This is a genomic window from Lysobacter sp. Root916, assembly GCF_001429785.1.
GTDB lineage: Bacteria > Pseudomonadota > Gammaproteobacteria > Xanthomonadales > Xanthomonadaceae > Lysobacter.
In genome coordinates this window covers 313,832-337,435 of the sequence record NZ_LMJF01000014.1, presented here as the reverse complement: position 1 = coordinate 337,435, position 23,604 = coordinate 313,832, and the positions used below count along the sequence as shown (strand labels likewise).

The following is a 23,604-nucleotide window of genomic DNA, read 5'->3' as shown; positions in this document are numbered from 1 at the left end:
ATCTCGCCGATGCGGCCGCGATCACAGCGCGCGCGAACTTGCCGCGCCCCGCGCGGTAGGCACGGCCGACGCGGGCCGCGCAGCCGCGTACTTGCGGTCCAGCACCCGCTTGGCGATCACCGCCGCCAGCAGCGGGCCGAACCAGGCGAAGTAATGCAGGGCCACGCCGTCCACCGCCGGCAACAGGCGCGGCAGGCCGATCGCCAGGAAGGCGACGTGGGTGGCGATGGCGTTGCCCAGCATCGCGCTGTAGTGCTCGCCCAGCCACCAGCGCGGGCGCGCGGCCAAGCGCGCACGATGCAGGCGCTTGTTCAAGGTGTCGTAGCCGACGTACAAGCCGATCGCGGAGAAGCCGATGAACAGCGGCGAGCCGTCGTGCACGCCCAGCGCGAGCACGCCCACGCCGGCCAGCAGCGCGAGCAGGCCGGAGGCGACGTAGACCGGTCCGGTGTAGCGCGCGACATCGTGCTTGTCGCGGATCGCGCGCCAGGCCGCCCACACGCCGTTGGCGGTGATCGCGACCAGGTAGCCCAGGAACACCGCGATGTAGAGCTGGCCCTGCAGATAACGCACCACCGCCATCGGCACCGCGGTGATCAGGATGCCCAGCATCGCCAGCAGATAGGCCTGGCCGAAGCGACGGTGCAGCGCGCTGCCCTTGCGCAGCGCGGCGGAGGCCCAGAACGTGGCCAGGGCGAGCACGCCGATGCTGCCGTGCGTGGCAACCAGGATCGAGTAAGCGGTCATGACGTCGGCTACTTGGCGGTTGCGCACAGCCTCGCGCCGCGCGCCGCACCGACGCAGTGCCCGCGGTCACCGACCCGACCTGCCGGAAGTCACCTTTCGCCGAACGGGCATTGCCAGTCGCGGCGCCCGCCCGCAGCATGCGGACATGAAGTCATCCTTACTGCGAGCGATCCTCGACAACGCGTTCCTGCGCGTGGTGTTCCAGCCGCTGAACCTGCCGGCGTTCCTGACCTGGCTGGCGGTGGGTCTGTCGCTGCGCTTCGACAACCGCGCCGACGATGTCTGGCAATGGCTGGCGATGGCCGGTTTCGGCCTGGCCTTCCTGATCGGCGACTTCGTGCCGCGCAACCAGCGCGCGCTGACCGCGCTGCTGCTGACCAGCGAAGCGATCTGCGCGCTGGCGCTGACCTGGCTGGCACCGCGCGGCGGCACCACCCCGGCGCTGCTGGTGATCCTGTCGGCGCAGCTGGCGATGATCTATCCGGCGCGGACCACCCTGGTGGCGATGCTGCTGATCGACTTGGGCCTGTTCCTGGTGCTGCGCGCATCGGGCCACGACGCGGCCCTGATCGTGGTGCTGATCTTCGCCGGCTTCCAGGCCTTCTCGTCGCTGATCGCGCACTACGCGCGCCGCGCCGAGGAGGCGCGCGACCAGCTGTCGCGCGTCAATGCCGATCTGCTGGCCACGCGCGCGCTGCTGGCCGACAGCGCGCGCGACGCCGAGCGTTTGCGGGTGGCGCGCGAGCTGCACGACGTGGCCGGGCATAAACTCACCGCCATGACCCTGAACCTGCGCGCGCTCGCGGCCGACCCGGAGTACGCCAAGCGCCCCGAAATCGCGATCGCGCAGCGCCTGTCGAGCGAGTTGCTGGGCGATATCCGCAATGTGGTCCAGGCCCTGCGCGATACGCGCGGTCTGGACCTGGGCGTGGCCCTGCGCGCGCTGGCCGCGCCGATGCCGCGCCCGCGCCTGGAACTGAGCATCGCCGACGACGTCCATCTCACCGATCCGGCGATCGCCGAAACCATCCTGCGCCTGGTCCAGGAAGCGCTGACCAACAGCGCCCGCCACGCCGACGCCGAGCGCGTGCGGGTCGCGATCGCCCGCGACGGCGCCCGACTGCGCATCAGCGTGGAAGACGACGGCCAGGTACGCGGTGCGCTGCGCGAGGGCAACGGCCTGGCCGGCATGCGCGAACGCGTGGCCGCGGCCGGCGGCACCCTGGCCTTGCAGACCACGGTGCGCGGCGCGCTGCGCATCGAAGCGGAGCTGCCGGCATGAGCGGCCCGAAGATCGCCCTGGCCGACGATCAGGCGCTGGTGCGCGCCGGCCTGCGCGCCTTGTTGGAACTGCAGGGCGTGAGCATCGCCTTCGAGGCCGACGACGGTCAGGTCCTGCTGGACCGCCTGCAGCACACCCCGGTGGACGTGGTCCTCAGCGACATACGCATGCCTGGATTGGATGGCATCGAAGCGCTGGTGCGCCTGCGCGAACGCGGCGACCGCACCCCGGTGCTGCTGCTGACCACCTTCGACGACGGCGACCTGCTGCTGCGCGCGACCGAGGCCGGCGCGCAGGGCTTCCTGCTCAAGGATGCCGCCCCCGAAGACCTGTACGACGCGATCGTGCGCGTGGCCGCCGGCGACACCCTGCTGCAGCCGGTCAGCACCGAGCCGGTGCGCGCGCGCTACCGCTACCACGCCGACGACGCCCCGCGCGCGCTGTTCACCGAACGCGAGGTCTCGGTGCTGCGGCTGATGGCCGGCGGCTATTCGAACAAGGAGATCGCGCGCGCGATGTTCCTGGCCGAAGGCACGGTCAAGAACTATGTGTCGGTGATCCTGGAGAAGCTGGACACGCGCGATCGCACGCGAGCGGTGTTGAAGGCGATTACCCTGCGGGTGATTTGAGAGGGCGGTGCGTGCGCGTGGAGGACGAAGCGGCGCCGCGGCGCCAAGAGCAAATCCCCCTCAATCCCCCTTTTTCAAAGGGGGAAGACAAGCACGACTACACGCGCGGAGGCCGTGCGCCGAATTCAAATCGTGGGGAGGCTTAAGACCGCGGTCGCGGACCGGGTGGAAGCGCACACCCTCTCCCGCGGACGGAAGAGGGTGCGGCGTGCGGAGGCGGCGCTAGGCCGCGCTCCGCTGGACGGGCGATTAGGCCGCGGCGTCCTTGAGCTTCTTGAGCGGACGCACCTTGACCTTGACCGAAGCCGGCTTGGCAGCGAACCACTGCTCTTCCTTGGTGAAGGGGTTGATGCCCTTGCGCTTCGGCTTGGCCGCCACGTTGACGGCGGTGATCTTCAGAATGCCCGGCAGGGTGAACGCGCCTGCGCCCTTCTTGTTGATCGAAGCGTGCACGGCGCCTTCCAGCGCGCTCAGCACCGCACGCACGTCCTTGGCGACCACGCCGGTGGCTTCGGCCAGATGCGCGACCAGGCCCGACTTGCTCAGGGCTTCCTTGATCGGCTTCGGCGCGGCCGGCTTGGCGGCAGCAGCCTTCGGAGCGGCCTTCTTCTTCGCAACAACTTTCTTCTTCGTCGCCATTTATTTGTCCCGGTGGTACTCGATGAATGGATGGTTTGCCAGGAAACCCCTTCGGCAAGGCGGAATGTAGGGCAACATCGCGGCCACGCCAAGCGCCGAATGGCGGAAAAAGCGCTTTTTTTTCGTCATCGCGCCCGAGCGGTCGCCGATACGGGCGCGAAAGGGCCGGGAATCGCCCCGCAGCCGGCGCGCGCGCCGGCGTGCCGGGCACCGCCGATACGGCCCGAATGCGCCCGTTTCCGACCGCTCGCGCGCGTTCATCGCTAGCCGCGGCGGCGTCAGCGGGCGTCGGCGGGATTGGCGCCGACCGAGCGCAGGTAGGCGTCGAGGCCGCGTTCGCGGCTGTCGCCAAAGGTTTCGCCGGTGGGCGCGTACTCGACGATGCGATCGGGGCGGAAATTGCGGAAGTCGCCGCGCAGGCGGCACCACGCGCCCAGGGTCCAGCTGCCGCCCCAGAACGACAGGCACAGCGGCTCGACCTCGCGCTGGCTGGCGCGCGCCTCGTTGTCGCGGTACAGCAGGCGCAGCACGCGCAGGTCGGAGATGGCCCCGTGGAGGGCGTCGATCAGCCCGCTGGCCTCGATCCGATTGTCGAGCTGGGGCGCGAAGATGCGGGTGCGCCGGCTGCGGTCCTTGAGCTCGGGCGGCAGCACCGCCTCGATCTTCAGCAAGGCCGCGGTCGCACTTTCGCCCAGGCGCTCGCCCGCGAACGCGCGCACGAAGCGCGTGCCGACCACCAGGGCTTCGAGCTCGTCGGGACTGAACATCAGCGGCGGGATGTCCGAGCCCTTGCGCAGCACGTAACCGACGCCGGCCTCGCCCTCGATCGGCACGCCCGAACGCTGCAGGTCGGCGACGTCGCGGTAGACCGTGCGCAGCGATACCGCCAGCGTCTTGGCCAATTGCTGGGCGGTGATCGCTTGGCGGCGTCCGCGCAGGGCATGGATCAGCAGGAACAGTCGGTCGGCACGGCGCATGCCGCATGATCCCGCGCCACGCGTTCGGGCTCAACACGCGCGCGGCGGCGGGTCATGAGGGGCAGGGCCTTGGTCGGGCCGGGTGCGCGCATCGCCACGGTCCTAGGACGCGACCGCCAGCTCCGCGTCCGAATCGCGGTCGTGCTTGGGCCCGCCCACCGCGCCGGCCATGGCCATCGCGCGGGCCACCGCGGCCGCCGCGGCCTGTTGCGGGCCATCGGCATCGGCCAGTTCCGAACGCGCCGACGGGCCCAGCCGCAGCAGCACCGGCGCCGCGGCCAGATCGCCCAACATCGCGTCCACCAACACCTCGCGCCAGCGCGGATCCAGATTCAGGCTGCGCGTGGCCTGCGCCCAATGGTCCTCGTCGGCATAGCGTGCGAACCACACGAACACGCGCTCGCCCTCGCGCACCGGCAGGCGCGGGAAGGTGTTCTCGGAGGCGTCGGTGACGTAGGTCGCGACCAGTTCGGCGCCGGAGCCGCGCAACAGCGGCGCGAACGCGGACTCGAACAGGTCGTCGAAACCGTCCTCGGCCGGCGCGTTCAAGCTGCAGATGCCGGCCACATAGACCGATGGCGGCAGCGTATCGGCGCCCACCGGCGCGCGCGCCGACGCGGCCGGCTTGAAGCCCGAACCCGCGCGCGCGGGCTTGAGCAGCAGCACGTTGTCGTTGTCCAGCAAGGTCGCGTTGGCGGCATCGCGATGGCGCTGCCAGACCGGGCCGAAATAGAACGAGTTCAACGCGGCGGCGCGCTCGCGCATGCCGGGAAACCCGCGCACCCAGACGTAGCGGTCGGGTTCGTCGAGGTCGCGGAACTGGCCGATCACGTGGATGCCGACGGCTTCCTGGGTCTCGACGAATTCGCGTTCGAACAGCTCGACCAACTCGTCGCGGCGGCCCGGCTGCATCTGGTACTGGCGCAGTTCGATCACCGCGTCGTCGTGGACCAGGCGGCCGTGCTCGTCGATGCGGCGCATCCACATATGCCAGTTGGTTTCCCAGGTCTTGCCGCCGTCGGTGGAAAAGGCTTGGTGCCAGTGCGCCGCGTTGGCGCTGATCTGATCCCAGGTGAATTTCGCCAGCACCGGCCGGCCTTCGTGCTCGGCCGCGCCGACGAACGTACCCACGCCGTCCTTGAACGCGCCCACCACCGGCGGCTCGAGCACGCCGTCGTGGTTGCCGGCCCAGTACAGGCTCCACTGCCGGGTTTCCGGATTGAACAGGCGCAAGGTCATGCCGAGAAACTTCTCGCCACGACCGGGGCGGCCCCAATCGGTGACGAAGTCGTCGACGTTGCCCAGCCCGCCCAGGATGGGCTCGCAGCCCTGGGTGGCCTCGAACACCTCCCAGTCGGTGGAGCCGACCAGGCGTGCGCGCAGGCGTTCGTTGCGGATGGTCCAGCGGCCGTGGAAGAAGTCGAAATCGTGGCGGCCGTCGTTGGCTGGCGTGCTGTCGTTCATGACTGTCTCGCTGCGCGCGGTGCGCGCCTGGGGTTCACGGAATCGTGCGTAGGGACTGCGTCGTCGCTCAAGCCAGCCGGGTCATGTGCATGACCCAGTTGGTTTCCCAGGTCTTGCCGCCGTCGGGCGACAGCGCCTGTTCCCAGCGCAAGCTGCGTTCGGTGATCTGCGACCAGACCGCGCGCGAGGGCAGCATTCGGCCCTGGTGCGCCTCCTGGCCTTCGAACACGCCCACGCCGTCGCGGAAGGCGCCGATCAGCGGCGGTTCGAGCACGCCGTCGCGGTCGCTGGCCCAGTACACGAACCACTGCCGCGTTTGCGGCCGGTACAGGCGCAGCGCCATGCCGACGATGCCGCCGCCCCAATCGGTGGTGTAGCGGTCCATGCTGCCCAGGCCGCCGAGCACCGGTTTGCATTCGTCGATGGCATCGAACTCGATCCACTCGTCGCTGCCGGCCAGGCGCTCCTTGAGGCGGCGGTTCTTGACCTGCCAGCGGCCGTGATAGAAGTCGAAATCGTGGCGGCCGTCGCGTTCGGGCATGGCGGAGCTTCCTGTCGCTGGAGTGGAGGCGGCGTGCGCGAACACCGTCGCGGGCAGCGTGGCGGCCATCGCCGCCGCCGGGGCGGCCACGCCCCATCGCAGGATTCGTCGTCGTTGCCGGTCCATGCTCGCGCCCCGCCCGTGCCGATCGCACCGGCACAGACTGCGCCCGTCCTACTGCCAGCCTGCTGTCAGTAGCCTGGCTTGCGATTTCGCGCGAGCCGGCTCATCGGGCCGGGTCGGGCGCGCGCGGGAAGAACACCGCGATGCAGAAGCCGCGACCCTCGATGCCGTCGCAGGGCTCGATGCGCGCGTCATGGATCTGGGCGATGCGCGCCACCAGCGACAGGCCGATACCGCTGCCGCCGTCGGCGCGCCCGGGCTCGGACTGGCCGGGTACGCGGAAGAAACGGTCGAAGATGCGTCCGCGATCGGCCTGCGGCACGCCCGGGCCGTTGTCGGACACGCGCAGCTCCACGCCGCGCACGCCGTCGCGCACCGCCTGCAGGCACGACACCGCGACCTGGCCGTCCATGCCGGCGTAACGCACCGCGTTGTCGATCAGGTTGCGCAGCAGGATGCCGAGCTGGTCAACGTCGCCCAGGATGGTGCAGGGCTCGGACTGCAGGCTGACGCGCTGGCGGCGGTCGCGCGCCAGGGTCTCGAAATCGCGCACCACCAGCACCACCAGTTCCGACAGCGACACCGGCAGCAGCGGCGGCGGGCCGGCGCCGGCGTCCAGGCGGGCCAGATCCAGCAGCTGCTCGGACAAGCGCGCGCTGCGCCGCACGCCCGCGCTCAGGCGCTGCAGGGCGGCGTTCTTCTCCTCGATGGTGTCCGCGCGCAGGGCCAGGTCGGCGTGCGCGGTCAGCACCGCCAGCGGCGTGCGCAGTTCGTGGGCGGCGTCGGCGATGAAGCGGCGCTCGTGCTGGACGGCGTTGTCGACGCGTTCGAGCTGGCCGTTGAAGGCGTCCACCAGCGGGCGGAATTCGCTGGGCAAGCCCGGCGCGTGCAGCGGCGTGAGGTCCAGCGGCTTGCGTTCCAGCAAAGTACGCCGCAGCGCCGTCAGCGGGCGCAGCGAGCGCCCGATCACGCCCCATACCGCGATGCCGAACAGCACGAAGATCAGTGCCGCCGCCAGCACGCTCCAGGCGATCCAGCCGCGCATCTCGTTGACGATCTGGTACTTGGAGCGGCCGACCTGGACGGTGATGCCGCGCTGCGGCTCGGTGAGGCTGTACACGCGCCAGCGCTCGCCATCGATCACCCGGGTGGCGAAGCCGTCGCGGAAGTCCGGCTTCAGCGGTTCCAAAGGTGCGGCCGGCGAATAGACCACGTTGCGGCCGTCGACCCAGACCTGGAAGCTCATCTTCCAATCGCGCGCGCCGTTGGGCTTGGGCGGACGCGCGCGCGCCGGCAGGGCCTTCAGGCCATCGGGCATCGAGCCCAGAACCTGCGCGGCGATGTCGCGCAGCGAGGCGTCCCACAGACCGGTGCGCTCCATGCGCTGCTGCCAGACCTGGCAGCCCATCCAGACCAGCCAGGCCACCATCACCGCCTTCAGCAGCACCCAGGTCAGGCGCCAGCGCAGCGAACGCGTCCTCATGCCGGCGCACCGCCGATGCGGTAGCCGTAGCCGTGCACGGTCGCGATCACCTGCTCGCCGAGCTTGCGCCGCAGTTGGTGCACGTAGACCGCGATGGTGTTGCTCTCGATGGTGCCGGAGCTGCCGTACACGGCTTCCTCCAACTGCTCGCGCGTGACCACGCGGCCCTGACGCTCCATCAGCAGCATCAGGGTACGGAACTCGTGCGCGCTCAAGGGCACCGGCTCSCCGTCGCGGGTGACTTCGCGCCGCGCCGGGTCCAGCACCAGGTTGGCGTAGCTGAGCACCGGCGACACCCGGCCCTGGCTGCGTCGCATCACCGCGCGCAGGCGCGCGTACAACTCGTCGGGCTGGAACGGTTTGACGATGTAGTCGTCGGCGCCCGCGTCCAGGCCGACGATGCGGTCGCTGAGCTTGTCGCGCGCGGTCAGGATCAGCACCGGGGTGGCGTCGTAGCGGCCGCGCAGCACCGACAGCACGCTCAGGCCGGAACTGCCCGGCAGGCCCAGATCCAGCAGCACCGCGGCGTAGGAATGATCGATCAGCGCGGTCTTGGCCAGGGCCGCATCGCCGACCCAATCGACGCTGAAGCCGTTCTGGCGCAGCCCGTCGCGCACGGCCTCGCCGAGCATGACGTCGTCTTCGACCAGCAGGATGTTCATGACAGCAACCGGTGGCGGTGAATGGGCTATAGCTAACGGACGTATCGTGCGCGACGGCGATTAAGAAGTTCTTAAAGCGCGGCGCCGCGCATTCAGCCGATCTTTACGCCACTTAAAAACTTCTTAAAAGCGCGCGCGCAGCATCCTCCTCGCCGACCCACCCCACGGGTCGTATCGAACGGAGATCGCCATGCCCGCATCGTCACGTCCCGTTTTGTCCCTGATCGTAACCCCGGCGTTGCTCGCAGGCTGCGCCTCCATCCCGCGCAGCCAGACCCCGCTGGCCGCGATCGCCGGCCTGGACTGCGAGGCCCTGGCCCAGGAGCAGGCCCTGAGCGAACGCAGCCGCGACGCCGCCCAGCACGCGCGCAGCAACGCCTGGAAGGCGGTGCTGCCGATCGCGGTCGGCGTGCGCTACGCCTCGGCGCGCTCGGCGCAGTCGGAGGCCGAGCAGCGCCTGCAGGCGATCCGCGCCAGCCGCGACGCCCACCGCTGCGCGGACGCGCCCGCCCAGTCCGTCGACCTGGGGGCCGAGGTATGAGCCTGGTCTCGCCCCTGATGAGCGTGGTGCGCATCGCGCAACGGCCGGCCGCGGTCGCGCCGGCGGGCCCGCACGCACGCGCCGTGCGCCCCGACGACCTGCCCGCGCTATTGCGCCTGTGCACCGAACACGCCGAGCTGACGGTGTTCGAGCGCCTGCCCTACGGCCACGCCCGCGACAGCCTGCTGGAGCTGCGCGAGGCGCTGTTCGAACCGCCGCTGCGGGCCTGGGCCTGGATCGCCTACGTCGACGGCGAAGCGGTCGCCTACGCCAGCGCCACGGTCGGCTTCTCGTTGCTGGAACGCGCCTATCACCTGTGCCTGGAAGGCCTGTACGTGCGTGCGGCCTGGCGCGAACGCGAGATCGAAGCCCTGCTGTTCGAGCAGGCGCTGGACGCCGCCGCGCGCTTCGGCTGCCTCAACCTGCAATGGCAGGCGCCGGCCTGGAGCGAGGCCGCGCGCGCGTTGGACCTGCCGCGCCGCGCCACCCGCATGGAAGCGCTGCGTTACGTGCTGCCGGTAAGCCCCGCCGGCGACGCCGGCTAAGCCCATGTCCGCGCCGCGCGCCGCCCTGCCCGTCCCCCTCGCCCCAGCGCGTCCCCCGCGCAGGCGCCGCGCGCGTCGCGCGCTCCTCTTCCTTTTGGTAGTCGCCACTGTCATGACCACGCTCTCCCTCAGCGCTTGCCGCACCACCGCCTACCCGGACTCACCGCAGTTCCGCGACGGCGGCTTCCGCAACCCGATCGCGCCCAAGACGGTGGGCTGGCGCGAAATGCCGGCCATGCTCTGGCGCTTCGCCTTCGACAAGCCCGCCGACACCGTGCCCAAGACCGCGCCGCCGGTGGCCGCGCTCACGCGCGAACAGTTGTTGGCCGCGCCCGACGGCAGCCTGGTGCGCTTCGGCCACTCCACCGTGCTGCTGAAGCTGGACGGCGCGTTCTGGCTGACCGACCCGGTGTTCTCCGAGCGCGCCTCGCCGGTGCAGTGGGCCGGCCCCAAGCGCTTCCATGCGCCGCCGATGACGATCGCGCAACTGCCGCCGATCAAGGGCGTGATCCTGTCGCACGATCACTACGACCACCTCGACAAGGCGGCGGTGCTGGAGCTGGCGGCCAAGACCGAACACTTCCTGGCGCCGCTGGGCGTGGGCGATCTGCTGATCGAATGGGGCGTGGACGCGGCCAAGGTGCAGCAGCTGGATTGGTGGCAGTCCGCCACCATCGACGGCGTGCGCTTCGTCGCCACGCCCTCGCAGCATTTCTCCGGGCGCGCGATGTTCGCCGACAACCCCACCCTGTGGACCTCGTGGGTGATTCGCAGCTCGCGTCTGAACCTGTACTTCAGCGGCGACACCGGGTACTTCGACGGCTTCAAGGCGATCGGCGAGAAGTACGGCCCCTTCGACCTGACCCTGTTGGAATGCGGCGCCTACAACGCACAGTGGGCGGGCGTGCACATGCTGCCCGAGCAGACCTTGCAGGCGCATCTGGACCTGCGCGGCCGGCGCCTGCTGCCCATCCACAACGGCACCTTCGATCTGGCCATGCACGCCTGGACCGATCCGATGGAGCGCATCACCGCGCTGGCGCGCGACGCCGGCGTGGAAACCCTGACCCCGGTGATGGGCACGCCGGTGAACCTGCACGCGCCGCCGGCGACCTCGGCGTGGTGGCGTACGGGGCGTTGATCCAAAGCGAAGCCGTAGGATGCGGTAAGCCGCAGGCGCACCGCATCGCGCGCGCCGGCCCGATTGCGCCGCAACCCGATGTCGCGATGATGCGGTTGTCACCGCATCCTACGGTTACATCGACGGTCGTAGGATGCGGTAAGCCGCAGGCGCACCGCATCGCGCGCCGTGAATCGATGCCGCGATGATGCGGTTGTCACCGCATCCTACGGCTACGTCGCTGGTCGTAGGATGCGGTAAGCCGAAGGCGCACCGCATCGTGCGCGCAGGCTCGGAATCGCAGCGCAACTTCCTGGCCGGCTGCCGCCTACTCAAACGCGCGCCGGCTTACTCGCCGATCGCGAACAAATCCGACTGCGCGACGTAGCCGTCCTCGTCGACGAAACCCGACAAGCCCACGCCGACCAGGCGATACAAAGTCTCCGCCGGAAGCTCCACGCGCGCGCGCAAGGCGCAGGCGATGTCGGCCAGCTCCTGTTCGCTGGCCGGCGGCGTCGGTTGGGTGAGGCTGCGGGTGAGGGTGCGGAAGTCGGCGGTCTTGAGCTTCAGCACCACCGTGCGCGCGAGCCGTCCGGGCTCGCGCTGGTAGCCGGCCCAAGTCTTGCTGGCCAGGCGGCGAATATGCGGTTCCAGCGCGTCCAGGCGCAGATCCTCGGCGAAGGTGTCCTCGGCCGAGATCTGCAGGGTCGGCCGCTCCGGCTCCACCGCGCGCTCATCGATACCCAGCGACAGCTCGTGCAGACGCCGACCCCAACGCCCGAAGCGCTGCTCCAGCGCCAGCGCGCCCAGCGCGCGCAGGTCGGCGACCACGCTTACGCCCAGCTCGGCCAGCTTGGCCTCCATCACCTTGCCCACGCCGGGCAGCCGGCCCACCGGCAGTGGCTCCAGAAAGGCCTCGACCTGGTGCGGACGAATCACGAACAGGCCGTCGGGCTTGCGCCAGTCCGAGGCGATCTTGGCCAGGAATTTGTTCGGCGCCACGCCCGCCGACGCGGTCAGCTGGGTCTCTTCGCGGATCGCGGCGCGGATCGCCTCGGCGGTGGCGGTGGCCGAAGGCAGCCCGGTCTTGGTCGCGGTGACGTCCAGATAGGCCTCGTCCAGCGACAGCGGCTCGATCAGGTCGGTGTGGCGAGCGAAGATCTCGCGCACCTGGCGCGAGACCGCCTTGTAGCGCACGAAATCCGGCGGCACGAAGATCGCGTGCGGGCACAGGCGCTCGGCACGCACCGCCGGCATCGCCGAGCGCACGCCGAACTTGCGCGCCTCATAGCTGGCCGCGCACACCACCGAGCGAGCGCCGCGCCAGGCCACCACCACCGGCACCCCACGCAGCGAGGGATCGTCGCGCTGTTCGACCGACGCGTAGAACGCGTCCATGTCGACGTGCAGGACTTTGCGGTTGGGGGCGGACACGGTAAGCGGGGACGATGCGAAGGCGGCATGGTAGCGCGCCGGAGCTGGCGCGGCCCCTGCCTTGCGTCATCGCATTCCTGCCACGGCCGCTCTCTGTGGGAGCGGCATAAGCCGCGATCGTCGATCGACGCAGCCGCGATGCATTTCGCGACCGCCGTCGCGGCTTACGGTTGCAGGAAGCCCCCATGGCACCTCGCTCCCACGGTCGGCGTCTGGACCACGTCGAAACGCAGCACCGAACACACGCCCTCCGAAGAAAGCAGCGCAACGGCGACGACGCCACTCGGCCACGCCACAAGCCCGGCGCGGCGGCGCCCCACGCACCGCCGCGCCGTCCCCCACTGACGCTCAGTTCGGCGTCGGGTAGGCCGTGTACACCACCCAGCGGTTGTTGATCCGCCGCATCACGATCTGCACCGCGTTGACCTGGATGTCGTGGCCGGCCGTGCACATGCCGTTGCCGTCGGCGGCGGTGCACTGGCGCGCGAAGTACTGCCACTGCAGGGTGCGCGCGGCCTCGCTGCCGTTGGCCGCGGGCTCGGGGCAGTACAGCGGATTGGGCTGGCGCGACAGGCGGTCGAACGCCTCGCGCCAGGCCTGCGCATCCCAGAACAAGGTGCGGCCGTACTGGCTGAAACCCGGCGGCGGCCGCACCCCGGGAACGTGCGCGGCCAGGTGACCGCCGCTGTCGGCGTTCATCTCCGGAATCGCGCTCATCTGCACGGTGACCAGATTGGCGCAGGGCTCCACGGCGTGAGCGGGCAGAACGGTGGCGGACAGCAGCGCGGCCAGGGCCGCGGCTTTGTTGCGCATGCGCATGTCGATACTCCGGTGGCGTTGCGTGGAGGTCAGTAGGTCGGTTCCAGCGCGCCACCGGCGCTGATGCCGGCGCCGTAGGTGCCGTCGGCCAGCGAATAGATCTGCGCGTTGGGCAGCGCGGCGATCAGGGCGTTGTAGGCGGCCAGCACCGAGGCCTGCCACACCGCGGTCTCGCCGATGATGAACAGTTCGTTCGGGTTGTAGTTCTGACCCTGCAGGATGCCGACCACGGTGGGCACGTCGGCGGCCGAGAACTGGTTGTTGGCGCCGTCGTAGATCGACAGATGGATGCCGATCACCTGGGTGCCGGCGGCGTTGCGCGCGGCGATGCCGATGCAGGAGGTGAAGGCGGTGAACTGGATGGTCGGCTGGGTGTCGCCGCCGGCGGTGGGGGCGACGTTGGCGGCGGCCGCCCATTCGCATTCGGCGATGGCCAAGGGCGCGGCGCCGGCGTTGATCGTGTAGGGCATGACGGACTCCAGTACGAGGAAGGGAGTGCACCTTGTAGGCCCCTCGTCGACGCGGCGACATGCGGAAGCCGCGCGCAGCCCCGGGGCTTCACAGGCTTTCGGCCGCGCGCGTTGCCGTTTCACGGCCGCGACGGCGCCGCGTTGTGATCGGTATGGACATACTCGCGTCGTCGCATCCCAACGAGCCCGCGTCGCGGCCGCCCGCCGCTGCTTCCGCCGCCGTATCGGCCACCGTGCGCGCGCCGGCGGCGCTGTTCCTGGGCCTGCCCTGCCCCGGCACCCCGGCCTTCGACGCCTTATGCGATTTCTGCGACGAACACCGCGTCGCCGTGCTGGCCTCGCTGCCCTGGGTCGCGGCCGAGATCGCCGGCCACGACGGCTTCGACGCCATGCTGCGCTTCGTGCGCGCGCTGGGCGGCCGTCGCGTCTACGTGCCGCGCGACCGCAGCGGCTTCGCCGACCGTCTCGGCGTCGAGCTCAGCGCCACCACCCACGCGCGCCTGCTCGCGCACACCAGCGAAGCCGGCACCGTCGAAGTGCCTTCGGCCTGGGGCGTGTTCATCGCCCTGCGCCGCATCGCGATCCGCGCCGCGATGGCGGCCGGCGGCGACCTGCGCTCGGTCGCGCAGTCGTTCGGGGTGAGCGAGCGGCATTTGCGGTGTAAGTGATCCGCGCCGCGGGCCGCAGCCACCGCATCGGCTCAGGGTCCAGACGTAATTCCGGCTCACGGGTGTCCTGGCCGGGCCCATCGGCGACAATAGCGGCCTCGCCACCGCCTCCCAGCCCCGCCATGACCCAGGCCCCCAGCGCCAGCACCGCCGTCTCCCTTACCCGCTACCTGATCGAGGAGCAGCGCGCCGGCCGGATCAGCCCGGATCTGCGCCTGTTGATCGAGGTGGTGGCGCGTGCCTGCAAGACGATCTCGATCGCGGTCGGCAAGGGTGCGCTGGGCGGCGTGCTGGGCGATGCCGGCACCGGCAACATCCAGGGCGAGGCACAGAAGAAGCTGGACGTGCTCAGCAACGAGATCCTGCTGGAAGCCAATGCCTGGGGCGGCCACCTGGCCGGCCTGGCCTCGGAGGAGATGGACACCTCGCATCCGATCCCGGACGTCTACCCGCGCGGCAACTACCTGTTGCTGTTCGATCCCCTGGACGGCTCCAGCAACATCGACGTCAACATTTCGGTGGGCACCATCTTCTCGGTGCTGCGTTGTCCGGACGGCGTGACCCAGGCCCAGGACCAGCACTTCCTGCAGCCGGGCACCGAGCAGGTCTGCGCCGGCTACACCACCTACGGCCCCAGCACGATGCTGGTGCTGACCATCGGCAATGGCACCCACGCCTTCACCCTGGACCGCGAGGTCGGCAGCTTCGTGTTGACCACGCGCGACATGAAGATTCCGGAAGAGACCAAGGAATTCGCGGTCAACATGTCCAATCAGCGCTACTGGCAGGCGCCGATGCAGGCCTACGTGGGCGATCTGCTGGCCGGCAAGGAAGGCCCGCGCGGCAAGGACTTCAACATGCGCTGGGTCGCGTCCATGGTCGCCGACGTGCACCGCATCCTGACCCGCGGCGGCATCTTCAGCTATCCGCTGGACGCCAAGTGCGCCGCCCAGGGTGGCAAGCTGCGCCTGATGTACGAAGCCAACCCGATGAGCTTCCTGGTCGAGCAGGCTGGCGGCGCGGCCAGCACCGGCCGCCAGCGCATGCTGGAAGTGCAGCCCACCGGCCTGCACATGCGCGTGCCGGTGTTCCTGGGCAGCAAGCACGAGGTCGAAGCCGCCGTGCGCTACCACGCCGAGCACGACGCGCAGGCCTGACCGGCCGCGCGTCGGCGCGCGCCAGCCGCAGATGAATCGGCAATGGCGCGATTCGTGCATTCCCCTGCGTGGTCCCCTTCACCGCGATGCCCGTCATCGCGGTGACCGCTCTTGGCCACCCACGGCGTTGAATACTCTTGCCCACGGACAGCGGCGCGGAACGCGTTATGGGCGGGGAGAGCACGATGGCCAACGGTGTGCCGCGCGGGCCCCAGGCTCGAGGCGCGGGTAAGCACGATTCGGCAGACACGGAAGCGGCCCCGCGCGAGCCATTGCCTCGAATTCCACAGGCACGCGAACTGATCTACGTCACCCGCGGCAGCGCCGGCCGGGTGCTTTCGCTGGGGCGGCTGCAGCAGTTGGGCTGGAACCTGCGCCGCGCCCCCGATTCACGCAGCGTGCTGCGCATCCTGCAACGCGACCCTCGCCAGCCGCACGCGGCCCTGCTGGACCTGCGCGAGGGATTCAGCCATCACGACCTGGCCGAGTTCGGCGCCGCCCTGTCGGCCAACAACGTCGGCTGGGTCGCCGGCATCGAGGCCTCGCAGTTGGACCAGGAGCCGGTGCGCCGGCTTATCCGCGACTACTGCTACGACTACGTCACCCTGCCCTGCCCCGAGGCCGTGCTGAACACCATCATCGGTCATGCCCACGGCATGGCCACCCTGGCCTGCGAACACGGCGAGACCACCAGCGAGGCCGGCTTCGACGGCATGATCGGCGAGAGCGCGGCGATGCGCGTGCTCTGCCGCACATTGCGCAAGGCCGCGCTGACCGAGGCGCCGGTGTTCATCGCCGGCGAGACCGGCACCGGCAAGGAACTGGCCGCCAACGCGGTGCACCGGCATTCGCGCCGGCACGCGCATCCGTTCGTGGCGATCAACTGCGGCGCGATCCCGCACAGCCTGGTGCAGTCGGAGTTGTTCGGCTACGAGCGCGGCGCATTCACGGGCGCGCAGCAGCGCAAGCTGGGCCGGATCGAAATGGCCAACGGCGGCACCTTGTTCCTGGACGAGATCGGCGACCTGCCGCTGGAAAGCCAAGCCTCGCTGCTGCGCTTCCTGCAGCAGGGCAGCATCGAACGCCTGGGCGGCCACGAGCAGATCCCGATCGACGTGCGCATCATCTCGGCCACCCACCACGATCTGGAAGCGGCGGTCGTCGATGGCCGCTTCCGCGCCGATCTGTTCCACCGCCTGTGCGTGCTGCGCCTACAGCAGCCGCCGCTGCGCGACCGCGGTGTCGATATCGACCGCCTGGCCGAGCAAGCGCTGCAACGCTATTCGCAGGAAAGCCAGCGCACGCTCAAGGGTTTCTCGCCCTGCGCGCGCCACGCCCTGCACAGCCACCCTTGGCCGGGCAACGTGCGCGAGCTGATCAACCGCGTGCGCCAGGCCGTGGTGATGGCCGAGGGACGGCTGATCACCGCCGCGGATCTGCATATCGACAGCGCCGGCTTCACGCCGCCGCCGACCTTGGACGAGATCCGCGACGCCGCCACCAAGGACGCGATCGAACGCGCGCTGCAGCGCAACCGCGGCCGCCTGATCGATGCCGCGCGCGAGCTCGCGGTGTCGCGGGTCACGCTATATCGCTTGATGCAGCGGCACGGCTTGCGCACGGGCGACGATACGGGGGCGCCGGACACGTTTAGTGCGGCTTAGATGCCGCGAGCGGCGACGCGCGGCCGCGGTGCGCGCGACGATCGTGTTCGGGTCTTCGACGCCCGCGCCACTCTTCTCCGGCGCGGGCGTCTGCTGCGCCCTCGGGGGAACGTCTTACCAGGCCAGCGCGGACGCCAACATCGCAGTCGCGGTCCGCTGCGGACGGCGCCGGATGAGGCTGCGGGGGGAGGGGGTAGCGGGCATGGCGGACTCCGTCGGGGGACGGTCCCGACGCGCGGACGGCGCAGGGGGACGATATCTACCCAAGCCAGCTTCGTGCCAATCGCTCAAGCGATTGATTCGACGATGTTTTTCCGCGCGGCGGGCGGCGGGTGCCGGCATCGGACCGCATAAATGTTTCGTCGCTGCAACTTGAAATGGCGTTGCGCCGGCGCCGTCTGGGGGCTTTCACCAGGGAACAGCGAGGCCTGGCGTCCTCACGCCGCGCACACCTGCCTGAGCAGGCGAGGTTGCGTTTTTGCAACGCCGATTGAGCGTGCGAGGATGGCCGCTTTCCCGCCGCATTGCGTAGAGACGCCGCATGACCGAGGCCCCGCCGCAGGACGCCATCCACGACTTCATCGAGGTCTACCCGCAGGTGCTGGACCGCGCCGCCTGCGCCGCCCTGCTGCAGCGTTTCAATGCCAGCGGCGCCGTCGCGCCGGGCCGGGTCGGCGGCGGCGTGATGCCCGAGCTCAAGGACAGTCGCGACCTGACCATCTCCGGCCGCGAGGAATGGCGCGACGCCGAGGCCGCATTGAACAACGCCGTGTTCGCCGGCCTGCTGCATTACCTGCGCCGCTACCCCCACACCCTGATCGCGCCGCTGATGCTGGAAGTGCCGGGCGCCGACGGCCAGGGCCGCCACCGCCTCACCAGCGAACGCTTGACCGCGATGGACGACGCCACCCTGGCCCCGGTGGTGCAGGCGGTGCTGCGCCCGGGCGCGATCAACCTGCAGCGCTACACCGCCGATCGCGGCGGCTATCCGTATTGGCATTGCGAGTTGTTCCCGCGCGACGCCAATGCCGAGACCCTGCATCGCCACCTGCTGTGGACGATCTACCTCAACGACGGCTTCGAACAGGGCGAGACCGAGTTCCTGTACCAGCAGCGCAAGATCGCCCCGCGCACCGGCGATCTGCTGATCGCCCCGGCCGCCTTCACCCACACCCATCGCGGCAATCGGCCCAAGGGTGGAGACAAGTACATCGCGACGAGCTGGATTCTGTTTCAGCGGGCGGAACGCTTGTATGGAGGTGGCTGAGGTGCGCGGGATGCGGATGCTTTGGCTCTGCCTGCTCCTGGCGCCTGCTTCCGCGTTCGCGTTCGAGGGCGAAGTCGCCGGCAGCGAAATCTCGCTGGGCGGCATTGCGGTGGGCGCGACCACCAGCGAGGTAACGAAGACACTCGGAAAGCCGTTGCGTCAACAGCCGCAGACGGACTTCATCGATCTCGACTACCACTACCCGAACCTGCGGGTGTCCTTTAGCGATGGCGTGGTCGCTGGCTTGTATAGCGACCACCGCAAGGGCTGCACACCGATGCGCCTGTGCCCCGGCGATAGGCTGGACAAGATGCGATCCCTATACGGGGCGCCCATCGTGGCGAACCGGGAGACGGGACAGTTCTACGAGTACTACGCTACCGATTTCGACTGTTGGCTTGAGATCGCCGCCGAAGGCGAGACGATCAAATCCATCGCAGTGGCATGCCAGCCGTGACGTTTCCGCCGGCCAGGAGTGCGAAGCATCGTCGCTGCAAGTTTTCGCATAGATCGAGTTCCAGGGCGCGCAAACCCCATGTCCGATATCACGTTCAGTAAGGAAGAGAAGGCGATCGTCGTCCGCAAGATCCAGGGCTACTTCTCCGAGGAACTCAATCAGCAGATCGGCCAGTTCGACGCCGAGTTCCTGCTCGACTTCTTTTCCAAGGAGTTGGGCGCGTACTACTACAACCGTGGCCTGTACGACGCGCAGGCGGTGTTGAACGCCAAGCTCGAGGATGTGCAGGACGCGATCTATCAGCTCGAGCAGCGCACGGATTTCAGAAGGTAAGCGTGCACGCGCGGGCCGATGGGCAGGTACGCCGATCCGGCCAGCGCCCTAGCCGCACGCCAGGAGGGTCCGTGGACAAGCAAGCGCGACCAGCGAGGGATTGCATGGGCATCGAATACAAGATCCGGTTCGAGGTACCCCCGCGCTACGACCACTCCGCGGTGGCAGGCAGATTGCCGACGGCGGCCGACGCCGCGGGGGCGATCTACGGCTACGAGCTTGAAGCGGATGGCTACTACTTCATAGATCACCTGGTCGATCCCGCGATCGCCGCGGTGGCGTTCCGGCGACTGGTCGATGAGGCGCTGCGGCACAGCGATCTCGTCCAGATCCTGGAACCGTGACAGGAGCGCCGGCGTGGTCTATGTCCTGCTCGTTATCGCCGCCTGGGGATCGCTGTTCTTTCGTCTGCCCGTTTGGCTTTCGATCCTGAGCAGCTGCGCGTTCCTGGGCCTGGGCGCTGTCTTTCTGCTGTTCGGTTTGGCCGGGTCGTACTGGGACAGCCATATGACCTCGGGGGACTCCGCGGCCACATCGACGCTGGTAACCGGGGTCCTGTTGCTGCTGTCGCGCGCGGCCTTGGTGGTCAAGCTGATACTGCATGCCTTGGTGGCGCCGCCGGAGCCGTAGCGCGCGCGTTCTGATGGAAGCGGCCGGGTCGTTCGGTTCGACTGGGCATGGCCGCAGCCACCGACGATGGGGCAACGTCGGGTCTCGCGGGCAGGCCGCAACAGTCCGGCGGTTGGGTCTTGCCAAGCCTTGCGGCCGGGTCTGCGTGGAGACCGATCGCGTCTGGCCATCGCGGATCGCGAGCAAGAAGCTGCGGGCGCGCGTAGAGTCGGCTGGCCGGATTGGCGCTTGCCGCAGGCGCGGGCCGAGGTTCGCCAGGACCGTACGGTTTATCGGCTCGCACCCGCTCGCATCCGCGTCGCAACCCACCTTCCACCGCCCGGTGAGGCCGCATGAGACATAGCGAACGACATCGAACGCAGCGAACCGGCTGGCTACGCGCCGCCGTGCTCGGCGCCAACGACGGCATCGTGTCCACGGCCAGCCTGGTGCTGGGCGTCGCGGCCGCCGGCGCCGATACCCGCGCCATCTTGGTCGCGGGCGTCGCCGGCCTGGTCGCCGGCGCCATGTCCATGGCCGCCGGCGAGTACGTGTCGGTGAGCTCGCAAGCCGACACCGAGCGCGCGGATCTGGCGCGCGAGCGCAAGGAGCTGGACGACAATCCCGAGCAGGAGCTCGAGGAGCTGGTGTCGATCTACGTCAAACGCGGACTGGACCGCTCTTTGGCCTCCCGCGTCGCCACCCAACTGATGGCCCACGATGCATTGGGCGCGCATGGTCGAGACGAGCTGGGCATATCCGATACCTTGGCGGCCAAACCGGTCCAGGCGGCCTTCGCTTCCGCCGGCACCTTCGCCGCGGGCGCGGCCCTGCCCTTGTTGACCGTGCTGATCCTTCCCAGGGCCTGGCTGATGTGGGGCCTTGCCGGCAGCTCGCTGTTCTTCCTCGCCTTGCTGGGCCTGCTCGCCGCGCGTACCGGCGGCGCACCGGTGCTCACCTCTGTACTGCGCGTTTCCTTCTGGGGCATGCTGGCCATGGGTTTGACCGCTGGCGTGGGTGCGCTGTTCGGCGTCTCGGCATGAGCCCGCGCCGCTACGGCACGCGTCCGGCATAGATCCATCGGCAAGGAGTCGGCTTGAATGCTTCGGCGCGGCATGGCTAAGTTGGTACTCGTTGCGGTCTTCTTCGCGGTCTCCTTCTTTCTGTTGGCCGACGTCATCGGTTTCGACTCGCCCTGGCTGGGCCTGTTGCTGATGTTCTATTTCATGGGCTTGGCGAAAGTCGCCGAACCCTTGTTCGCGCTGCGCATGCCCGCGGCCCTGCGCGATGTCGATCCGGCGTCGGCCACGGCGCCGCTGTATCGGCGACTGGGCGTGCACCGCTTCGGCAGCCTGCTGCGAAATACACCGCTTCGGTACTTGAACGCCTCCGTGTACCGGCTGGGCGGTAAGCGCAGCCTGGCGGCGGTGCAGGCGAAAGCCGAGTCCGCAGAGGCCACCCACTTCTGGGCGGCGTTGCTGTTCACTCCGTACATCGTCTACGTCGGGGCGCGCGGCTACCTGGCGGAGGCGACCTTGTTCGCGGCGGTGCAGATCGCGTTCAACGTCTATCCGATCCTGCATCTGCGTATCGTTCGCGCGCGGCTCAAGAGGGTGGGCGCGTCTGGCGATGTTCGAAAGAACGCCATGGGCGCACGGACTACGACGCGGCCTGAGTCTCCAGCGAAGAATTCGACTTCCGTGGACCCGTCGTCGGACCAACGGCGAGAAAGGCTCAAATCGCTGTTTGAAGAGTTCCTCCGCCAAACATTCCCGTCTCTAGGATTGGCCCAGGAGATAGAGGGACTTATCGCAACCGAGTTCTGTGCGGATCATGCGCTTCAGGAGCTCGCGAATGAGCTGGCTCAGTATCGACCCGGAGGGGGCGATATGCTGTATGCGGAGCATGAGATGCGCCCCAAGGTCGCTGCCTGGCTCGCACGGTTACCGAACATCGAAATGTAAGGGAGTTAAGTCCGCATCGAGACGCAGAAGAAAGCTCCGTCCTGACTCGTCTCCATTCGGTATCGAACGCGCGATCTCGACCGCCCTGTGCGGGGCGACATATTCAATTCGTTAGGCCGCCATGTCTGGTCCAAATCCCAATTTGCAAGGCAAGTCATTCCTGTGGGCCTTTTTCCTGTTTGTAGCGCTTTTCTTTACCGGCGCCATCCTTGGCGGCTTCCTGGGACTGAGCCGGGAATGGTCCGCGGTGCTTGTCGCTGCAGCTGGCTTCATCCCCATGTTGACTCAGGCCGTTACCGGATACGCGTTGGATCGGTCCTGGCGGGCGAGATTCAATCGCGAGGAGCATCCGGCTAGATTCCGGGTCATGCTTCTGCTTTCCTCGATCATCGCTGCCATGTTCACCTATGCCGCATATAGCGTGTACATCGCCGCACCCAAAGGCGACCTGGCTTCGAGTGTCGCCTGGTAAGGAGACCCTGTTTGTGTCCGAGCTTCGTGAACACATCGCCGCCAGCTTCTCCGCCCAAGGATTGATGGCTACCTTGGGCGCGCGGTTGGTCGTAGTGAACGAGGGCGAGGTGCAGATCGCGCTGCTGCCACGCCCGGAACTGTCCCAGCAACACGGCTATATCCATGCCGGCGCATTGACCAGCGTGCTCGACAGCGCTTGCGGCTACGCGGCGTTGACCGTCGCGCCCGCCGGGCTCGATGTGCTTACCGTCGAGTTCAAGATCAACTTCGTGCGTCCCGCCCTAGCCGACCGGTTCCTGGCGATCGGCAAGGTGACGAAGGCGGGCAAGACCCTGACGGTGTGTCAGGGCGAAATGGTCGGCGAGTTGGGTTCGCGCCGCGAGACCGTCGCGGTGATGCAGGCCACCATAATCAACGTCGCAGGACACGCCCGATGAGCAGACAGCTGCGTTTTCCCGGCATGGCTGCCGCATGCTTGCTGCCTCTGCTGGTGCTTCCGCTCGGCGCCTCGTCGACGCCCGTCGGGCCCATCACCGAGATCGTCGTGGAGGAGAACGGCATCGGTCCGAAGGGCGAAGGTTGCGAGACGTTCGTGATGACCCGGGCGCGCGCTCGTGCCTTCTTCAACAAGGCCGTGGTTATTTCAGGGCGCCAGCAGCACGACTTCTTTCTGTACGGCCCTTGCTCCGCGCGCGGCATGTTCAAGACCCGCTACGACACCTGGCAATGGGAGATACGCAGCCTAGGCACCGGTAGCATCGCCGCGACGAATGGCGATGTCTTCCTGCTCGGCGATCCGCGCCAGGAATCCTCGGTCGCCGAGTATTGAAATCCGACCCTGCGCCCCATTCACGCGGAATCCTCCGCGGATCCACTCAGCCCAACCGTTCAATGTCTGCCATGAGCTTCCAAATCCGCCCAGCCAACGTAGGCGATTCCGACGAGATCAGCGGGTTGATCACGGGCTGGGCCCACCATTACCTGGAAGATCCGCCGCCGCCGGAAGCCGCCGTTTTTCTGGCGACGCTTACGCCGGCCGCCACCGCCGAGCGCATCGCGGCGGCCAGTTACCGCTACTACATCGCGGAAGGCGCCGACGGAATTCTGGGCGTGATCGCCCTGCGCGAGGGTTTCCATCTCTACCATCTGTTCGTTCGTGAGGACGCTCATGGGCGAGGCATCGCCCGCTCGCTTTGGGAGCGCGCCAAGTCCGAATCCGGCAGCGACAAGTTCATGGTCAACTCGTCTCTGCCTGCCATTCCCGTCTATCAGCGTTTTGGTTTCGTCGCCAAGGACGGTCCGCAATCGAAGAATGGCTTGGTGTACGTGCCTATGGAGTACGTACATGACCGCTGAGCGCTCAATCCACGTGGCGCGGAATCGCGTAGCCATTTTGTTGGAGGGCCAGATCGCATGCGCCTAAGCTTACTTCTTGTTGTCCTGCTTATTGCTCCTGGCTGCACAACGGCCGCTCGTTACAGGGCCGTCGCACATCAGCTATTGGTGAATCCTCGTGATGAGATCGCAGTCATGTG

The 23,604-nt window shown here is 68.5% G+C and carries 29 protein-coding genes; 19 read left to right on the top strand and 10 right to left on the bottom strand.

From position 1 onward, the window contains the following. Positions 1–21: 21 nt before the first annotated feature. Entirely contained in the window at positions 22–747 is a 726-nt protein-coding gene (locus ASE35_RS16360) for a hypothetical protein (RefSeq protein WP_057164507.1), read from the bottom strand. A 145-nt stretch (positions 748–892) separates the two neighbouring features. On the opposite strand from ASE35_RS16360, the gene ASE35_RS16355 reads away from it, so the two are divergent. Both ASE35_RS16355 and ASE35_RS16350 read left to right on the top strand, forming a co-directional pair. Beyond that, entirely contained in the window at positions 893–2,029 is a 1,137-nt protein-coding gene (locus ASE35_RS16355; protein ID WP_057164506.1) for a histidine kinase, read from the top strand. After that, positions 2,026–2,658, top strand: coding sequence for a response regulator transcription factor (locus ASE35_RS16350; RefSeq protein ID WP_057161633.1), 633 nt, complete (start codon positions 2,026–2,028; stop codon positions 2,656–2,658). The genes ASE35_RS16355 and ASE35_RS16350 overlap by 4 nt, the downstream gene beginning before the upstream one ends. Positions 2,659–2,907: 249 nt before the next feature. Here ASE35_RS16350 and ASE35_RS16345 read toward each other — a convergent pair whose 3' ends face one another. The 6 genes from ASE35_RS16345 to ASE35_RS16320 form a co-directional block, all read right to left on the bottom strand. Then, positions 2,908–3,297 carry an HU family DNA-binding protein gene (locus tag ASE35_RS16345; protein WP_056177357.1) on the bottom strand — a complete coding sequence of 130 codons (390 nt, stop codon included), beginning with the start codon at positions 3,295–3,297 and terminating at the stop codon, positions 2,908–2,910. A gap of 278 nt (positions 3,298–3,575) precedes the next feature. Further along, complete coding sequence (locus tag ASE35_RS16340; protein ID WP_056177359.1) at positions 3,576–4,274, bottom strand: YafY family protein; 699 nt, start codon at positions 4,272–4,274, stop codon at positions 3,576–3,578. A gap of 102 nt (positions 4,275–4,376) precedes the next feature. Continuing rightward, entirely contained in the window at positions 4,377–5,738 is a 1,362-nt protein-coding gene (locus ASE35_RS21795) for an NIPSNAP family protein (protein WP_056177361.1), read from the bottom strand. A gap of 67 nt (positions 5,739–5,805) precedes the next feature. After that, positions 5,806–6,279: a hypothetical protein gene (locus ASE35_RS16330; RefSeq protein WP_057164551.1), complete on the bottom strand. Its 474-nt coding sequence runs from the start codon at positions 6,277–6,279 to the stop codon at positions 5,806–5,808. A 226-nt stretch (positions 6,280–6,505) separates the two neighbouring features. Continuing rightward, positions 6,506–7,885, bottom strand: coding sequence for an ATP-binding protein (locus ASE35_RS16325; protein ID WP_057164505.1), 1,380 nt, complete (start codon positions 7,883–7,885; stop codon positions 6,506–6,508). After that, positions 7,882–8,547: a response regulator transcription factor gene (locus ASE35_RS16320; RefSeq protein ID WP_057161630.1), complete on the bottom strand. Its 666-nt coding sequence runs from the start codon at positions 8,545–8,547 to the stop codon at positions 7,882–7,884. The genes ASE35_RS16325 and ASE35_RS16320 overlap by 4 nt, the downstream gene beginning before the upstream one ends. Positions 8,548–8,737: 190 nt before the next feature. Here ASE35_RS16320 and ASE35_RS16315 point away from each other — a divergent pair, with 190 nt between their 5' ends. From ASE35_RS16315 to ASE35_RS16305, 3 genes are all read left to right on the top strand, one after another. Next, on the top strand, positions 8,738–9,088 hold the full coding sequence (locus tag ASE35_RS16315) for a hypothetical protein (RefSeq protein WP_157489519.1): 351 nt from the start codon (positions 8,738–8,740) through the stop codon (positions 9,086–9,088). After that, the gene (locus ASE35_RS16310; protein WP_057164503.1) at positions 9,085–9,633 is read left to right on the top strand and encodes a GNAT family N-acetyltransferase; all 549 of its coding nucleotides are present in this window, start codon (positions 9,085–9,087) and stop codon (positions 9,631–9,633) included. Before ASE35_RS16315 ends, ASE35_RS16310 begins: the two co-directional genes overlap by 4 nt. Before the next feature lie 112 nt (positions 9,634–9,745). Next, positions 9,746–10,774: an MBL fold metallo-hydrolase gene (locus ASE35_RS16305; protein WP_057164502.1), complete on the top strand. Its 1,029-nt coding sequence runs from the start codon at positions 9,746–9,748 to the stop codon at positions 10,772–10,774. A 327-nt stretch (positions 10,775–11,101) separates the two neighbouring features. Here the strand turns inward: ASE35_RS16305 and dinB are convergent, their stop codons facing one another. From dinB to ASE35_RS16290, 3 genes are all read right to left on the bottom strand, one after another. Further along, complete coding sequence (gene dinB, locus ASE35_RS16300) at positions 11,102–12,187, bottom strand: DNA polymerase IV (RefSeq protein ID WP_082611324.1); 1,086 nt, start codon at positions 12,185–12,187, stop codon at positions 11,102–11,104. A 348-nt stretch (positions 12,188–12,535) separates the two neighbouring features. Continuing rightward, entirely contained in the window at positions 12,536–13,006 is a 471-nt protein-coding gene (locus ASE35_RS16295) for a hypothetical protein (RefSeq protein ID WP_057164501.1), read from the bottom strand. Positions 13,007–13,035: 29 nt separating this feature from the next. Then, positions 13,036–13,476, bottom strand: a complete 441-nt coding sequence (locus tag ASE35_RS16290) for a hypothetical protein (protein WP_056177375.1) — start codon at positions 13,474–13,476, stop codon at positions 13,036–13,038. 152 nt (positions 13,477–13,628) lie between these two features. Between ASE35_RS16290 and ASE35_RS16285 the strand changes: the two genes are divergently transcribed. The 14 genes from ASE35_RS16285 (at position 13,629) to ASE35_RS16220 (ending at position 23,425) form a co-directional block, all read left to right on the top strand. Then, the gene (locus ASE35_RS16285; protein WP_057164500.1) at positions 13,629–14,144 is read left to right on the top strand and encodes a hypothetical protein; all 516 of its coding nucleotides are present in this window, start codon (positions 13,629–13,631) and stop codon (positions 14,142–14,144) included. A 122-nt stretch (positions 14,145–14,266) separates the two neighbouring features. Further along, positions 14,267–15,301: a class 1 fructose-bisphosphatase gene (locus ASE35_RS16280; RefSeq protein WP_056177380.1), complete on the top strand. Its 1,035-nt coding sequence runs from the start codon at positions 14,267–14,269 to the stop codon at positions 15,299–15,301. Between the two features lie 272 nt (positions 15,302–15,573). Beyond that, complete coding sequence (locus ASE35_RS16275; RefSeq protein ID WP_200943977.1) at positions 15,574–16,965, top strand: sigma-54 dependent transcriptional regulator; 1,392 nt, start codon at positions 15,574–15,576, stop codon at positions 16,963–16,965. A gap of 541 nt (positions 16,966–17,506) precedes the next feature. After that, positions 17,507–18,232, top strand: a complete 726-nt coding sequence (locus tag ASE35_RS16270) for a 2OG-Fe(II) oxygenase (protein ID WP_057164499.1) — start codon at positions 17,507–17,509, stop codon at positions 18,230–18,232. Then, on the top strand, positions 18,219–18,689 hold the full coding sequence (locus ASE35_RS16265; RefSeq protein ID WP_057164498.1) for a hypothetical protein: 471 nt from the start codon (positions 18,219–18,221) through the stop codon (positions 18,687–18,689). Before ASE35_RS16270 ends, ASE35_RS16265 begins: the two co-directional genes overlap by 14 nt. Positions 18,690–18,767: 78 nt before the next feature. Next, positions 18,768–19,022: a DUF2164 domain-containing protein gene (locus ASE35_RS16260; protein WP_056177384.1), complete on the top strand. Its 255-nt coding sequence runs from the start codon at positions 18,768–18,770 to the stop codon at positions 19,020–19,022. A 104-nt stretch (positions 19,023–19,126) separates the two neighbouring features. Further along, complete coding sequence (locus ASE35_RS16255) at positions 19,127–19,366, top strand: hypothetical protein (protein WP_057164497.1); 240 nt, start codon at positions 19,127–19,129, stop codon at positions 19,364–19,366. Positions 19,367–19,379: 13 nt separating this feature from the next. After that, positions 19,380–19,652 carry a hypothetical protein gene (locus tag ASE35_RS16250; RefSeq protein WP_057164496.1) on the top strand — a complete coding sequence of 91 codons (273 nt, stop codon included), beginning with the start codon at positions 19,380–19,382 and terminating at the stop codon, positions 19,650–19,652. Between the two features lie 332 nt (positions 19,653–19,984). After that, positions 19,985–20,674 (top strand): VIT family protein, encoded by a 690-nt coding sequence (locus ASE35_RS16245; RefSeq protein WP_057164495.1) that lies wholly within the window; start codon positions 19,985–19,987, stop codon positions 20,672–20,674. Positions 20,675–20,746: 72 nt separating this feature from the next. After that, positions 20,747–21,595: a hypothetical protein gene (locus ASE35_RS16240; RefSeq protein WP_157489518.1), complete on the top strand. Its 849-nt coding sequence runs from the start codon at positions 20,747–20,749 to the stop codon at positions 21,593–21,595. A 121-nt stretch (positions 21,596–21,716) separates the two neighbouring features. Further along, positions 21,717–22,067, top strand: a complete 351-nt coding sequence (locus ASE35_RS16235) for a hypothetical protein (protein ID WP_235570092.1) — start codon at positions 21,717–21,719, stop codon at positions 22,065–22,067. Between the two features lie 13 nt (positions 22,068–22,080). After that, positions 22,081–22,506, top strand: coding sequence for a PaaI family thioesterase (locus ASE35_RS16230; RefSeq protein WP_057164492.1), 426 nt, complete (start codon positions 22,081–22,083; stop codon positions 22,504–22,506). Next, positions 22,503–22,898 (top strand): hypothetical protein, encoded by a 396-nt coding sequence (locus ASE35_RS16225; RefSeq protein WP_057164491.1) that lies wholly within the window; start codon positions 22,503–22,505, stop codon positions 22,896–22,898. The genes ASE35_RS16230 and ASE35_RS16225 overlap by 4 nt, the downstream gene beginning before the upstream one ends. Positions 22,899–22,969: 71 nt before the next feature. Then, on the top strand, positions 22,970–23,425 hold the full coding sequence (locus ASE35_RS16220; RefSeq protein WP_057164490.1) for a GNAT family N-acetyltransferase: 456 nt from the start codon (positions 22,970–22,972) through the stop codon (positions 23,423–23,425). The last annotated feature ends 179 nt before the right edge of the window (positions 23,426–23,604 follow it).